At 43.0% G+C, this 15,585-nt stretch carries 11 protein-coding genes; 8 read left to right on the top strand and 3 right to left on the bottom strand.

Going from position 1 to position 15,585, the window contains the following annotated elements; translation table 11 throughout:
- Nucleotides 1-84: 84 nt before the first annotated feature.
- The gene (locus DXX93_RS08015) at nucleotides 85-540 is read left to right on the top strand and encodes a methylglyoxal synthase (RefSeq protein WP_116007646.1); all 456 of its coding nucleotides are present in this window, start codon (nucleotides 85-87) and stop codon (nucleotides 538-540) included.
- Nucleotides 541-1,011: 471 nt separating this feature from the next.
- Here DXX93_RS08015 and DXX93_RS08010 read toward each other — a convergent pair whose 3' ends face one another.
- Both DXX93_RS08010 and DXX93_RS08005 read right to left on the bottom strand, forming a co-directional pair.
- A complete protein-coding gene (locus DXX93_RS08010; RefSeq protein WP_116007645.1) occupies nucleotides 1,012-1,773 on the bottom strand; it encodes a LytR/AlgR family response regulator transcription factor in 762 nt (253 codons plus the stop codon).
- A complete protein-coding gene (locus DXX93_RS08005; protein ID WP_258872622.1) occupies nucleotides 1,766-2,863 on the bottom strand; it encodes a sensor histidine kinase in 1,098 nt (365 codons plus the stop codon). Before DXX93_RS08005 ends, DXX93_RS08010 begins: the two co-directional genes overlap by 8 nt.
- Nucleotides 2,864-3,461: 598 nt before the next feature.
- On the opposite strand from DXX93_RS08005, the gene DXX93_RS08000 reads away from it, so the two are divergent.
- The 7 genes from DXX93_RS08000 to DXX93_RS07970 all read left to right on the top strand — a co-directional run bounded on the left by DXX93_RS08000 (nucleotide 3,462) and on the right by DXX93_RS07970 (nucleotide 14,845).
- Nucleotides 3,462-6,437, top strand: coding sequence for a TonB-dependent receptor domain-containing protein (locus tag DXX93_RS08000; RefSeq protein ID WP_116007644.1), 2,976 nt, complete (start codon nucleotides 3,462-3,464; stop codon nucleotides 6,435-6,437).
- Between the two features lie 436 nt (nucleotides 6,438-6,873).
- Nucleotides 6,874-8,007 carry a porin gene (locus DXX93_RS07995; RefSeq protein WP_116007643.1) on the top strand — a complete coding sequence of 378 codons (1,134 nt, stop codon included), beginning with the start codon at nucleotides 6,874-6,876 and terminating at the stop codon, nucleotides 8,005-8,007.
- 895 nt (nucleotides 8,008-8,902) lie between these two features.
- Nucleotides 8,903-10,420: a methyl-accepting chemotaxis protein gene (locus tag DXX93_RS07990; RefSeq protein WP_181902172.1), complete on the top strand. Its 1,518-nt coding sequence runs from the start codon at nucleotides 8,903-8,905 to the stop codon at nucleotides 10,418-10,420.
- A gap of 315 nt (nucleotides 10,421-10,735) precedes the next feature.
- Nucleotides 10,736-11,872 (top strand): porin, encoded by a 1,137-nt coding sequence (locus DXX93_RS07985; RefSeq protein WP_116007641.1) that lies wholly within the window; start codon nucleotides 10,736-10,738, stop codon nucleotides 11,870-11,872.
- Nucleotides 11,873-11,888: 16 nt separating this feature from the next.
- On the top strand, nucleotides 11,889-12,311 hold the full coding sequence (locus tag DXX93_RS07980) for a substrate-binding domain-containing protein (protein ID WP_220347561.1): 423 nt from the start codon (nucleotides 11,889-11,891) through the stop codon (nucleotides 12,309-12,311).
- 680 nt (nucleotides 12,312-12,991) lie between these two features.
- On the top strand, nucleotides 12,992-13,408 hold the full coding sequence (locus DXX93_RS07975) for a phosphate ABC transporter substrate-binding protein (RefSeq protein ID WP_116007640.1): 417 nt from the start codon (nucleotides 12,992-12,994) through the stop codon (nucleotides 13,406-13,408).
- A gap of 300 nt (nucleotides 13,409-13,708) precedes the next feature.
- On the top strand, nucleotides 13,709-14,845 hold the full coding sequence (locus tag DXX93_RS07970; RefSeq protein ID WP_116007639.1) for a porin: 1,137 nt from the start codon (nucleotides 13,709-13,711) through the stop codon (nucleotides 14,843-14,845).
- 178 nt (nucleotides 14,846-15,023) lie between these two features.
- Here the strand turns inward: DXX93_RS07970 and DXX93_RS07965 are convergent, their stop codons facing one another.
- A complete protein-coding gene (locus DXX93_RS07965; protein WP_258872621.1) occupies nucleotides 15,024-15,524 on the bottom strand; it encodes a glycine zipper 2TM domain-containing protein in 501 nt (166 codons plus the stop codon).
- Nucleotides 15,525-15,585: the final 61 nt, after the last annotated feature.

The raw sequence follows: 15,585 nt of genomic DNA, 5'->3' as shown, positions 1-15,585 counted from the left end.
ATCAAGTATTTCTTGCACCGCGTCTGACGAAAAAGCGATATAGTGACTTGAGATGATGAAACACAGTAAAGGCGGTTGCACAAAATGGACTACAAAAGTATTCAAACAAAAGCACAAAAATCCATCGCTTTGGTTGCTCACGATAATATGAAAGCCAGTTTGATTGACTGGTGCCATACCTATTTAGAGACACTGAATAACCACCAGCTTTTTGCCACTGGCACCACGGGCGCACTTATTGCCAAGCAAACGGGTTTGAATATAACCCCCCTGATCAGTGGCCCTCTCGGTGGCGACCAGCAAATTGGCGCCCTTATCACTGAGCAGAAAATTGATGTGTTGATTTTTTTCTGGGATCCGCTCGAAGCCCAGCCACACGATCCTGACGTAAAAGCGCTATTGCGCCTCGCAGCGGTGTGGAATATTCCTGTTGCTTGTAACATGGCGAGCGCTGATTTACTGATCACATCAAGGCTATTTGAGCAAGCGTTTGAGCGTAAAATTCCGGATTACCATGGTTATATGGCAAAGCGTACGTGATAAATTTTCGGGTCGAAGTGTTCAGTGATAACACCAGATGACATCATGGCAACCAGCCGTGCGATAGTTTGGCAAGTGGTTGTAATATCAATAAAATTATCAAAATCAATGTAATATAAAATCAGTAACAACCTGTTTTCCAACCGTTGGTGCCACTTGTCCCAAATATCAATCACTTTATCCCAGCGTCATTGTCGGGTGCCAAGCCGCTTTGTCATACTGATATCGTTAAAGTTAATATGAAATTCAACTACTCTCTGGATACATATTTTCGATGACATTGAGGCATGTAGTTTTGTGTTTACGATCTGTCAATTTTAAACACAATGATGACTTTGCAGGGGGCGAGATTTTGCCCCCTTTTTTTACGCGAAGGTTTTCTGAGTTTTTTCTAAGCCTTTTATAAGCATAGTTTCGCACGAGCAATTTCAAGCGCCGTCACACCGCTGTTCGTTAGTGGTTAATACCGAGCTATTGTTCGCCAATCAAAGCTTCTAGCTTGCCTTTGTTCCTTCTTGACAGTGTTAACAGCTCACCTGATTTTAATATCACACTATAATCGCCATTTTCATTTGGCCTTAGCTCAATGACACTAGAGCGCCTGACGATAGTCGAGCGATGAATGCGTACAAAGACATTCGGATCGAGCTGTTTTTCTAAACTCGTTAACGTTTCGCGATGCAGCACAGGTTTGTCGTCAAACAAATGCACCTCGGCGTAATTGCCTGCGCCGGAAATATAGTTAATTTGATCAACATCCACCAACCTAATTCTGCCGGGGTCTTTAACCACTAAACGGGTTTTATAAGCGCGATCTTGTTCATCCACCATGTGCTGAATAAGCTGGCCGACCTTTTTGAAATTAGTGGGAGATTTAGTCGCAACTTGCTGACGCGCGCGATCAAGGGCAGCATAGAACTTGTCATCGTCAAACGGCTTGAGTAAATAACCTATCGCATTAAGTTCAAATGCGGTAATGGCAAATTGATCGTAAGCGGTCGCAAAAATAATAACGGTATCATCAGGCAGCTGCTCAGCAAGTTCAATACCAGTCTTACCCGGCATTTGTATGTCCAAAAATACGATGTCTGGGTGATGTTCACTAAAGACATCGAGCACTTGATTACCGTCTTGCGCCTCGTAAACATTACCGACATCCGTTTGTGTCGCCAGCAGTAATTTAATGGTTTCGCGCGCTAACGGCTCGTCGTCAGCAACTAATATATTAAGCATCCAATACTCCAATCGGCATACAAAGATAAGTTTCAAAATAACCATTTGTCATCGGTGTCAGGGTTAACTGAAAATCCAAATGGAAGAGCTTTTCCAAGCGTTTTCGACAATTACTCAGGCCGATGCCGAAGCCTTTATGTTCGTCTTTTTCGGGAATCTTATTAATCAGCTTTACGTGTAAATAGTCGTCTTGACAATACACAGATAATTTTAGTTCATTCTTGTCGCTTTCCAGCTGTGATCCATGCTGCACCGCATTTTCGACCAAAGGTTGCAGTAACATAAATGGCACGTCTAACGGCAAGCATCGCTCGTCTACTTCAACAGATGTTTGCAGCTTATGGGCAAAACGCATTTGCTGTATGGTTAAGTAACTTTGAATAAATTCGACTTCTTGCTCAAGTGATATCAGTTGGTGTCGCTGATTTTCCAACACCTTACGCAACATAAAACTGAGCTCACTCAGCGCTTTAATCGCGTGGTTTTGGTCATTTAAACGAATCAGGCTGGCAATGGTGTTAAGGGTATTGAACAAGAAATGGGGGTTGAGCTGCGATTTCAATGATTGCAATTCAACTTGCAGTAATTGCTCACTAAGCTCTTGATTGCGGCGCGCTTGAATACGCGAATGCTTGTAATACGTGTACGAATAGCCGGAGCACAGCACAGCTAAGTATACTAATAAGTCCATGTGCAGTGGGCTTAGTAACAACTGGGCGAACGATTCAGCCAATACCGCTTGATTAAGGTAGCCATTGTTGATCAGAGCAACTTCGACAATGGTAAGCCCCCAATACAGACAGAAAAACAGCAACATCACCGCGCAGGTTTTACCAACAAAGCTGGTTAGGCGCTCAGCGTCAAAGCTGATCATTTGTGTGCTGGCAATAATTAACGGCGCCAGCAAGGCCCAATTGCCCCACCACGGCAAGTACTCTAGCCAAACATCAAGCCACTCAACCGGTCGATTAAAGTGCAAACTCATGCGGTAGCTATTGGTTGCAGCCATCGAATTGAGCAACAGCCAAAACAGCGCGTTGGCAAGCCAAAAATATTTCGATGGTAAATTGTCGATAAAGGTTTTAAACATAATATGTAATGTGAAGGATTTCCTTAACCGATTTGCCTAATCAACTTTTTTGAATTTAAGCACCGAGATTCACTGAGCCGGATTCAACAACGATGGCTCGGTGACAAAAACTCGTCAGGCCAATCAGTCCTTATCTGATGCGTAAAAGCACAGGCACAAAAGCCTAGTCACAAAAGCTCAGGCGCAAAGTCAGGCCTAATGGTCATCCCTAAAAGTTAGGTTCAATAACATAGGCTTAAAATACGCTTGAGCATTTTTCAACTTTCTGCTTGCCTTGACACGACTTTGGCGACGAATTTGCGCCAACGCTCCATAACCTTGTCGCTCTTAATACCCTTTAGGGTTTTAAAACTACATTAAAAATCATCAAGTTACTACTAACAAAAAAGTAATTTTCACAGCTTTGGTGCAGTGCACTAACCGTTTAACTCGACTTTGATGCCAATAATCACATCATTTAGGCCACTGATGTATTCCTTAATGTCGCGGCTTATCGACAGGAGTAATTTGACTCTGTTAATTCGTACTATTGGCTTCGTAAGCGGTGCTGCCAAGGCTACGTCTAGACAAAGATTATAAAAAAATCAGGGAGAATATTATGTTTACAAAAACAAGCGTAGCGAAGTCAGTTCGCTTTGCGCTGATGTTTGGTGCAACCTCAAGCGCTCTCCTCCTTCCGCAAACTACTTTTGCCCAACAAGCTGAACAAAATGCTGAAGATGAGATCGAACGAATTGCCGTAACTGGTAGCCGGATCAGGCGACCAGGTGCGGTTTCTGCGAGTCCAATCGTATCGGTTGGCGCTCAAGAAATTGAGATGATACAAACGCCACAAATAGAAGAAGTATTGCGTAATTTACCTGCGACAATTCCCGGCGATGGCGGCAGTGTAAACAATGGTACCGCAGGTGCGGCAACCGTTAACCTTAGGGCCTTGGGTACAGAGCGTACCTTAGTATTAATGAATGGCCGCCGAATGATCCCATTCAATTTCAACGGGATTGTTGATACCGCATCGGTGCCGGTTTCACTGATTGAAAGTGTTGATGTTGTCACCGGTGGTGCGTCAGCCGTTTACGGTTCAGATGCAATTGCTGGTGCTGTTAACTTCGTGATGAAGAACAATTTTGAAGGGGTTGAACTGTTAATCAACCACTCTGAAACTGGCGATGGCGATGGTGATACTGACAGCATTGCCTTGACTCTTGGTTCTTCATTAAGCGATGGCCGCGGTAATGTGGCACTGTCAATGAACTGGACAGATAGAAAACCAACGTTTTTAGGCGACCGTCCACTCGGTTTACTCGGTATTGCGACCGCATCAGGCGGTGGTTACCAAGCATTTTTAGATGGTCAAGGCCCGATTCCGCCGCTTGATAACTGTGGTGGCCCGAATGTCACTACCTTTGAAAGTGGTGGTGGCTCAACAACATCAATTCCGACCCGCTTTGCCATTGTTGGTGCAGGTGTTTCCGGCCAATTTAGAGAAGATCGCACGTTAGCTGACGATTGTAGTCGTTTTAACTTCAACCCGTTTAACTTCTACCAAACACCGCAAGAGCGCTACGGTGCAACAGCTATCGCACATTACGATGTTGCTGAAGAGCACACCGTTTATACCTCAGCAACGTTTACCAACACACAGGTTAGACAGCAAGTTGCTCCTTCGGGCACTTTTGGTTCAACCTTTAACCTGCCTATCGCGAACCCATTTATTGGCGATCAGGCTCGCTCGTGGATCATAGATAACGCCAATCAAGCGCGCTTAGACGGCTTGCTTAATGGCGGTGGCGTGACCAATTGGCAAGATATCAACAATAATGGTGTGGTTGATAATGACGATTATCTTTTAGTACAGCTTCGTCGTCGCACATTAGAGCTTGGGCCGCGTACAACTAACTTTGAAACTCAGTTGTTCCAGTTAGTGGCAGGTGTTGAAGGTGTGCTTTACGAAGATTGGGAATACGACGTGTCTTTCCAATACGGTGAATCAAACCGAACCAACATTAGTGCGGGTTACACCAATGTCAGCAATATTCAAAACGCATTAGACAGCACAGATGGCGTCACTTGTAATAATGGCGACTCAACTTGTGTACCAATTGATTTGTTCGGTGGTTTTGGCACCATTACCCCTGAAATGGCAGCCTATTCATCTGCTACTGCATTAACGAAGCAAGAATACTCACAAGAAGTCTTTAACGCCAATGTAAGCGGCCCAGTTGATGCCATTGAGCTACCTTGGGCTGGTGCGCCATTATCACTTAGCTTTGGTTATGAGCATCGCCGTGAAACCGGTGAGACTATTCCCGACGAATGTTTAAAAGAAGCACCGACTAGCTGTTTAGGTGGCGCGGGTGGTAATGTCTTGCCTATCAAAGGTGGCTTTAAAGTTGAAGAATTCTTCATCGAAGGTGTATTACCTATTGTTGAAGGTGAAAGCTTTGCTGAGTCGCTGGATATGGAATTTGCATTCCGTAGCGCTGATTATGACTCAGTAGGTAACAATGAAACGTGGAAGTTAGGTTTTAGCTGGCGCCCGGTTGATAGCCTGCTAGTACGCGTTATGCAACAAGAAGCAACACGTGCGCCAAACGTTGGTGAAATTGCTTCGCCGTCGGTAACGGGGTTAGACAATGCGCTAATCGATCCTTGTTCAGTAGCCAATGCCGCCAACATTGACAGTACATTGCGTCAGCTTTGTATTTCAACCGGTATGACTGATGCACAAGTCGGTCGTGTACAAGATGTTATTTCTGGTCAAGTTAATGCCTTCCAAGGTACTAACCCAAGCCAACTGCCAGATGCGGAAGAAGCTGAAACGTTTACTGCTGGTTTTGTTTACACCAATGAAGAACTTTGGGATCTGGAAGTTTCTGTTGACTACTACGACATTGAAGTCGATAACAGTATTGGTGAATTTACGGCCCAACAAACCTTAGATGCTTGTTACCAATTTGGTATCGCCAGCGAATGTGCCAAAATTGTTCGTATTGGTGGTGATTTGACCATTGCTGGTTCTGGTATTCAAACCTTTACCACAAACTTGAGCTATCGCTTAGCAGAAGGTGTGGAAGTAGGTATTAACTTCGCTATCGGTCTTGAAGATTGGGGTGAATTACGTTTTAACACCGATATTAACCATTATATCGCGAATGAACGCCAATCTTCAGAAGTACTACCTGTGATTGATTGTTTGGGTGCTTACGGCAACAACTGTTCGCCAACGCCTGAAACAACCTGGAATCAGCGTATTACTTGGGATTTGGAAGACTTTACAGTGTCAATGTTGTGGCGTCACCTAAGTGGTATCGATATGGAACCAGCACAAGCGGCAGGTTCATTTGAAGCCTTTAGATCAATTGATGCTTACGACTACATTGACCTATTTGCCAGCTACCACATAAATGAGCACATCAAGTTAACCTTAGGTGTGGATAACGTAACGGATGAAGATCCACCCGTTGTCGGCGGTGAAGCAGGTTCAACGACCTTTAACTCAGGTAACACGTTCCCAAGTACATACAGTGCACTAGGTCGTATTTACAAGGCTGGGGTAAAGTTCACTTTCTAAGGCATTTGCTAAACTCTTAGCAAAATGAAACTTGGAAGTAATGTCTATGGCAAATGCTGGTTAGTTAGCGCTAAACGCTGATTGACCGGCATTTTTATTAACACTATCGGTATTGGCCTTAACTTGAAGTCTTAATAATACTTGACGTTATGCGCTGGGCCTTAAACAAATGTCTCCCTCTATTATTGTCATTTCACCAAACCGTAACCTTATAGTTACATCTTGTTACATCCCCTGCGCTTAATTCAATTAGAATTCTTGCCGCTTTGAGCGCATAGCATATTCTGATCTAGTTCATTCATAAAGATTATAAAACGTAACAAGTCATCAGTTCATTGCGCAGATGTATGTCTGTTTTTGAGACACGTCATCGACTAAAGCTCGAACATCAGTTTGCATTTTCAACACAACAACAAGATAAGTAGTAAGGTAGTACATGAAAAAGACGCTTGTTACGCTCGCTCTAGCAGCAGCACTTCCACTTTCCGCTCACGCAGAATTAAACTTCAACGGTTTTGCCAATGTCGTCGCAGGTAAAGCGTCAAGTGGTGACGAACAATGGGGCTACGATGACGATGTTGATTTCAAACGAGATTCGTTATTTGGCTTACAAGCAACAGCTGACTTGGGTGAAGGTCTAAGTGCTACCGTTCAGTTAATTTCTCGCGGTGAAGATGACTGGGAAACGGATTTTGAATGGGCTTATTTAGCGTATGATATCAGTGAGGAAACCCGAGTAATTCTTGGTCGTCAACGTGCCAACTTATATATTTACTCTGGCTACCTTGATGTCTCTTACGCCTACCCTTGGATTACACCACCAGAGGGCGTTTATAGCTTGCAGTTTACTTCTTTTGATGGCGCTAGCATTAGCCACTCATTCAGCCTAGGCGAATTCGACACGAACGTACAAGCGATTTACGGCTCAGAAAGCCGTGATGTACACGTATTAGACAGCGACATTTACTCAACTTTTGATAATATTCACGGCTTTAATGCGACGTTTAACCGCGATTGGTTAACATTGCGTGCCGCCTATCTTGCAACTGACATTTCAATGCCAACACCAATTGGCACTGCAATTGTTGAAGCGTGGAACCAAGTACCAGGCTTTGAGTACGTTGGCACTGAATTAATGCTTGAAGAAGACCAAGCGCAGTTCTTTGAAGCTGGCTTACAAATTGACTACAACAACTGGCTTGTTATTAGTGAATACACCCACACCGACTTTGATGAGTCAGCATCTGACACCGAAGAGTCTTTATACGTGACTTTCGGTTACCGTTTTGACGATGTGCTGGTGCACGCAACTTACGGTCGAGATAAAAATGATGCCAACCCAACGGTTAACGAATTACCTTACGGTATTAACGCGCAACTTGACCAGCTATCTACTGCGACGGCTCGTGTATTTAATGCACGTACTGAAGATTCAAAAACCTACAGCTTAGGTGCACGTTGGGACTTCCACGAGTCAGCAGCATTGAAAATTGAGTACAGCCGTTTAGAAAATGACTTAACAAGCGATGACACTAACTTAGTGCGCACAGCACTGGTAACGGTGTTCTAAGGTCGGTTAACACTCCGGCTAATTTTGGCTGTATTGTCGATGTAACTGACTATTCATAACGGTGTTTACATCCTTCAATACAGCCTCAACAATTTGCAATCGGGTAAATGCGACAATAAAACGCTTATTCGCAGTTAAGCATAAGGAGCCAGCATTTTCTCATCTACTCAGCTTTAAGCTCGTTATAAAAAGCTCCCCTCTGCAACCTCAAATTTCCAACCGCTCTAGCTTGTTGATTCCTTTTTAAACAATACAACTTGTTTAGCGTTGCCGCACTGAAAAACGATGTTAATCATCACGTGCCAATGTACCGACCATTTACCAGTAATGTCATATCGCTCTCGATAATGGCTGCAGATTAAGTAATAATACCAATTGAATTAATTAATTGATCAATTCAGAGCGCTGTCAGCGGTGGGAGAACAAGCCAAATTTTTGTTGATATAGTTATTCTACATCTCATCAATTTGGCGCAGTTATCGCGACGCTGACACGCTCCCAAGGGGCGAGTTTAAAAGGCTTATATGCTGCGTTATTGATTTTGACAAGGGAATAACCATTCTCCGCAATCAATGCCTTGCCTCTAAGCCTTTTAATTCTCGCTGAATGATTAAGTAGTTATTTCAATTGGTATAAGGATAAGCACTTACGCTAAACCTGCACTTGGCACTTTATTTCATCAATAGTTCGCCTAACTACACTTTGTTACGTAATTACTCTAATTATTTGATTATTATTTAACTTCAACTAACTTCTTCAAAATTAAACACAATAGCAAGGCCGTACAAAAAATATGATTTCAATTAAATCAATTTCTATAAGAACAAAAGTCTTACTTATCCCATTAGTGGGTATGATTGGGTTTTGCCTGTATTTAGCGATCAGCATATTGTCGATGAATAGTACTGTTGATCAATTGGAACAAGCCTACAAAGTTGATTATCAACTGCTCCAAGGTGCGGATCGCAGCCTAGTAAAATTAGATAAGATCACAGAAAATCTGGGTAACGCGGTGACTTTAGGTGAAGAAGAACTACTTGATACAGCTGCTAGCCTTGCTGACGAATTCAGAGCAGGTATCAATGACGGGAAAAGCATTGCCCCGCAATCTGCACAGCAACTAAGCGATATTCTTGATGACTTTAATGCTTATTTCACCACTGGTCACAAGCTCTCAAGCCAGTTGGTTGATGGTAGCGCTGATTTTGAAAAGATTGGCGAAGTATCAAAGCAAATGACCGCACAACTTGATACCGTTCACGCTAAATTAGAGAAATTTCAAAGCGAACGCTACGACAGCTTTAGCAATGCTTTTGATAGTGCAGCTAACAGCGCTAGCACGACAAGTACCTTGGGTTTAATTGTCGGTGCCATTACGATTTTTGCCCTCTTCCTCGTCGCTGTCCCTATTGCTAATGCGATTTACCGCAACTTACACAGCATCATTGAATCAATGCAGGATATTGCCAAGGAAAACGGCGACCTAACCGTACGTTTATCCACCAGCAGTAAAGACGAAATTGGTGATTTAGTATTTTGGTTTAATAGCTTTATCGAGAAACTACAAACCGTCATTAAAGACGTGGTGGATACGGCAACACCTGTCGCGCAAACGTCTAGCCAAATTCAAGGTTTATCAGACCAGTCATTACAGGCGTTTTCTCGCCAAACAGAGAGTGTTATTCAGTCTCGTCAATCGGTAGAAGAGATGAGCCAGAGCATCGCTAGCATTAGTCACAATGCCGCCGACGCTGCCGAAGCTGCGCGTTTAGCAAGTGACGAAGCAGAAAATGGTCGCAAGGTGGTTGAATTAACCGTTAAGCAAATTCAAACGCTGGCCACAGATATTGAAGGCTCAGCTGTCACTATCAATCAATTACAACAAGACGCTGAACGTGTCAACGTCGTACTGGATGTAATTAAGGGGATAGCCGAGCAAACCAACCTACTTGCACTTAACGCGGCAATTGAGGCTGCTCGCGCTGGCGAACAAGGTCGAGGTTTCGCGGTAGTCGCTGACGAGGTTCGCAGCTTAGCATCACGTACGCAAGAATCGACGGAAGAAATCAACCAAATGCTAGCACAATTGCAATCCGCTGCTGGTGAAGCGGTGGTTAAAATGGAAAGCTCTTGTGCAAGTGTACATACCAGTGTTGATTCTGCACATCAAGCAGGCGAAAGCCTAATCGCGATAAACGACAAAGTGAATATTATTAATGATATGAACGGCGCAATCGCAACCGCAACCGAGCAACAACATCAAGTGTCTAGCCTGATGATCAGTCATGTTGAAGATATTCAAAGCTGTGCGGACGAAGCCACACAAGTATCGAACGATGTCGCTCAAGTAAGTGATAAACTTGCCGATTTAGCTGGCGAGCTAGAGGGCGTCACTAAACAATTTAAGGTGTAATCGTTAGATCAGATTGAAACTTCTGTAGGTTAGCATTGTTACTACTGCTGATTAAATTTTAATAACAAATATTAATGATATATAACAATTTGTTTACACTTTAGCTTGCATTATAAATCATATTATTTGATGATCGCCCCCTGCACATAGAGTGCAAGGGGCGATTTTTTTTTGAAAGTTTTTCTTTAAATTACAGCTCTTTTAGGCTGCTAAAGTCCATTCTTTAATAATCACACGTTTAACTTCAAGTTAAACGAAACATTCGAACACTCGATTTACAAATTCAATACAACTCTTAATAACAAAAAGGTACTCATGAAAAAAGCACTTTTAAGCAGTGTGCTATGCACCCTTTTATCTGCCAATGCGGCGCAAGCGGAAGTTAGTTTTAATGGTTTTGCCAATATTGTCGCTGGTCAAGCATCAAGTGGTGACACGCTATGGGGCTATGACGATGACGTTGATTTTAAACAAGGTTCATTATTCGCGCTGCAAGCAAGCTCAGACCTTGGTGAAGGCCTGTCCGCGACGGCTCAAATTATTGCCCGTGGTGAAGATAACTGGGAAGCTGATTTTGAGTGGGCTTACTTAGCCTACAGCATCAATGACAATACCCGCATTCTTGCAGGTCGCCAACGTACACCTATCTACATGGTGTCTGATTACTTAGACGTGTCATACGCGTATCCATGGATTTCTCCACCTAACGGTGTTTATGATTTTGAAATCACGCGTTTTGACGGTATTAGTGCGATTCATTCGTTTACAGTAGGCGAATTTGATTCGAGCATTCACGCTATTTACGGATCTAACTCAGAAGATTTATTAGTGAGTGGTGTTGAAGTGACAGATACCCAAATCGACAATATTTACGGTGCTGCCTTAACGTTTAACAACGACTGGTTGACCTTACGTGGTGGATATTTTACCGCTAATCTGTCGTTCTCACTGCCTGTCTTAGATCCACTGCGCAACTTATGGACAAACGCCGGTTTTGAGCAAGTTGTTGCTGATCTGACCTTAGATGACGATACAGGTGAATTCTTAGAATTTGGTGTTCAAATTGACTACAACAATTGGCTATTCATTGCTGAGTACGTTGATAACACCTACGAAGGTACGCCGCTAGGTGATGAAGAATCAATGTTCGCGACGATTGGCTATCGCTTTGATGATGTACTTGTGCACCTAACTTACGGCAAAGATGAAGAAACACCAGCAACGGCTACCAACGGCATACCTTTAGGGGTTACTCCTGAACTTGATCAATTGGTTGGCTTAACGGATCAAGTACTTGCCGCGCAGCGCGAAGACTCTTCATCCTATACACTAGGTACACGCTGGGATTTTCACGACTCAGCAGCTCTGAAAGTTGAATTCACGCGTTTTGACAACGAGTTATTAAACCAAGATACCAGCTTAGTGCGCACTGCCCTTGTCACTGTATTTTAAATAGGACGTTAATTCGATGATGAAATTTATCAAATCGCTTTCTATCGCGGCGCTGCTCGCTGTAAGCACGACTACTTTTGCCGATGTTGCCGTCATTGTGAACCCAACGAACGCAAATGGGATGTCAGATAGTGATATCGCGCGCGCATTTTTAGGCAAGCTAAAAAACTTTGCTGATGGCCAAACCATTAAAGCCGTTAACGGTAAAGCGAATAGTAACTCACGCGTGGAGTTTGAAAAGAAAGTCTTAAAGAAGTCGCCAGCACAAGTCAAAGCATACTGGTCTAAGCGTTTATTCACAGGTAAAGGCAAACCGCTTCAAGAGTTAGACGCTGATGCGCAAGTGCTGTCGCTGGTTGCCTCAACACCGAATGCCATCGGTTATGTTGATGCAAGTTCGGTTAACGGCTCAGTCAAAGTTCTTAAAACGTTTAAGTAACCTCAGCGCGGGATAATCAAACAGCAACAATATAAGTCTAAGGGCATAAACTACGATTGGTTTATGCCCTGTTCCCTATACAGCCAGTAACAATACCAGGCATTGCATATTCACTTACAATAACACCGACTGCTGTGACTTGATTGACGAGTTCAGCATCGCCAAAAGCCCCCCTTAGCCTATTTAAACTCTTGCTTTAAAGATTAAAGCTTTTCTACATGATGCAATAACAATTGCCACTCTAGCGATGTTAACAATAATCATTTACAGATGTGAAACACTGCCTTTACAAGCCCCTCTCAAATGATTAACAAAAATTTAACAAGCCTTTGATTTTATTAGCTTTAAATAAAAAACTGAACGTTTCAGCCCTATTTTTAGAAAACGTTTTCAGTATAATTCACCCCCGATAAAGTCAGGGGAACACAATTAACCTTTGGTTTCTCTAACCCATTTAGTTTTGCAATTGGTGACCCGCTTTATTGGTGAATTTGTTATTGCAGACAAATAAATAGCAATAGCTAGCTTATAAAAAGTTTATGTATGTTATCAGTGGTACCGTTTCGACAACCTGCATGCACATTTAATTTGCGGTCAAGACAAAAACAAAGTGAACAATGCCACTAACCAATGGTCATTTGATTCGCCCTGCTTTAGTCACTGTGTTTTAAGGAAGTATTATGAAGTTATTAAAAACCCTATCGTTATCACTTTTGTTAACTGTGAGTACCGCTGCTTCTGCCCAAGTAGCCGTTATCGTCAATTCAGCCAATGGCAATAGCTTGTCGGATAGCGATATTTCTCGTGCCTTCCTTGGTAAATTAAAAACCTTTACTGATGGCCAAACCATTAACGCCGTGAATAGTAAATCTGGCAACCAAGCACGCAGTGAGTTTGAAAAGCTAGTCTTGAAAAAATCGTCAGCGCAAGTCAAAGCTTACTGGTCTAAACGCCTATTTACTGGCAAAGGCAAACCGCTTAAAGAGCTTGCCTCTGATGCTGACATTATCAGCTTTGTCGCGTCCACACCGAATGCTATTGGTTATGTTGATGCTGGCAGTGTTGATGGCTCAGTAAAAGTGCTTAAAAAATTCTAAAAAAACTTATCAAAAATAACCATGTGCTAGCGAAATCAATCAATAGGCGATAGCTCTAGTTCAAAAAGAAGCTCCGCGAAGTTAACGATATAAGTAATGGCGACATCGCTTAACCACATAGAAAATAAAAAATATTGAAAACAAAATTATCAACAGCAAGCGACACAAAACGTGAACAAATTTTTGTCAGCTAACCGCCGGCAATACGTCGTAATTTTATTAGCCAATTTTATCGCTCAATTCCCAAAAACAGCCATTTAAATAGCTAGTGAGTCGATAAATTAAATTCAAAGGAATATCATGAAAAAGTCTCTTGTTACACTTGCTTTAGCAGCAACTCTTCCTCTATCTTCAGCGCATGCAGAGCTAACCTTTAACGGTTTTGCCAATATTGTTGCAGGCAAAGCATCAAGTGGTGATACACAATGGGGTTATGACGATAACACTGACTTCAAACAAGACTCATTATTCGCCCTTCAAACATCTGCCGATTTAGGCGATGGCCTTAGCATGACGGCTCAAATTATTGCCCGTGGTGAGAGTGACTGGGAAACGGACTTTGAGTGGGCCTATTTAAGCTACCGCTTGAATGAGCAAACAACAGTGATGGTGGGTCGTCAACGTGCACCACTGTTTATGTACTCTGAGTACTTAGATGTATCTTATGCGATGCCTTGGATCACCGTACCAGAAGGCCTTTATGCTACGGAATTCTCAAGATTTGACGGTGTTAGTGTCAGCCACGACTTCTCATTAGGGGAATTTGAGTCAAGTATCCAAGTCATTGGTGGCGCTGAAACAACAGAAATGAATATTGCTGGTGACAACATTGATGTTGACTTTAACAATATGTACGGTGCCAACCTGAGCTTAACTCGCGATTGGTTAACCTTACATACGGCATTTTTATCTGCGAAAGTAACTGTGCCTAACTCTCGTGCAGACGGTTTAGGCAATGCATGGCTTGCCACCCCAGGATTCGAATTTGTTGCCGATCAAATTACCGTTCAAGACGATACGATGGACTTCGCTGAGGTAGGCATTCAAATTGACTACAACAACTGGTTAGTTATCGCTGAATACTCACGTCAAAACTACGAAACCATGACTATCGATAACGAAGAAGCTATGTATGCAACCATTGGCTATCGTTTTGACGACGTTTTGGTACACGCCACGTATGGCATGGTTGAAAACGAAGTGAACCCCGTTATCAACCGCTTACCAATTAATGCTGTTGAGCCTTTAGCTTCGCAAGTTAGTCTGACACGCGAATTTTTAAACTTCCGTAAACAAGACAACACTTACTACACCATAGGTGCTCGTTGGGACTTCCACGAATCTGCTGCATTTAAAGTAGAATTTAGTGCTCAAGACAACGAGCTAACCAATAAAGATACGAGCTTAGTGCGCACGGCCTTAATCACGGTATTCTAATCTCGCTAGAAAACCGTATTTTGCATCCCTGCAATAATAACGCGTAAAACAAAAAACCAGACTAAACACTTAGTCTGGTTTTTTATTCTCCACTTTTAATTCACCACTTGTTATTACAATAAAAGTCCAAGCTTTAGGCTAAATCCTTGTAGGTTTTGTCCAACTCACAAAATTACGACTATAACTGCTTATCAATTCTCACGCTGCCGTTGGCCAAGTAGATCATTCTTATCGCATCACCAGCGCTAAACACCATGCGGCGATCAAAATCCTGGATCACCATGTATTCACTACCATCGTCGATGCGAATATTAAGCTCAACCAAATGTAGCACGCGTTCTTGCTGGCGCGAATGATTGCTATCCGCCGCCGCAGCACCCAACACAGATCCTAAAATTGTGGCTATTGCCTGCCCTGAGCCATCACCAAATTGATAGCCAATGGCACCACCGATCAAGGCACCACCGAAAACTTGCCAGCCGTTGGCTTGGTCTTCGCGAATTTCACGTTCGGTAATGCGCCGACTCGAAAGCACTTTACCAAACAGCACTTGTTGCACAGGGACGGCTTGGTTGCGCTGATATTCACTTGCCGTTGATGTTGGTGTTGAAAGTGTCGCACTTACCAGCAACGACCAAAGTACGGTAATCACAACAGGAATAAGGTTAACTTTCATCATTGGCTCCTTAAACATTACCAATTTAATGGTGGTGTCTGTTTTCATCGTTATCTAGCAACTA

The sequence above is a fragment of the Thalassotalea euphylliae genome, assembly GCF_003390335.1.
In the GTDB taxonomy this organism is placed as follows: Bacteria; Pseudomonadota; Gammaproteobacteria; order Enterobacterales; family Alteromonadaceae; genus Thalassotalea_F; species Thalassotalea_F euphylliae_B.
The sequence above is the reverse complement of the archived record's forward strand: the minus strand, read 5'-3'. Positions and strand labels throughout refer to the sequence as shown.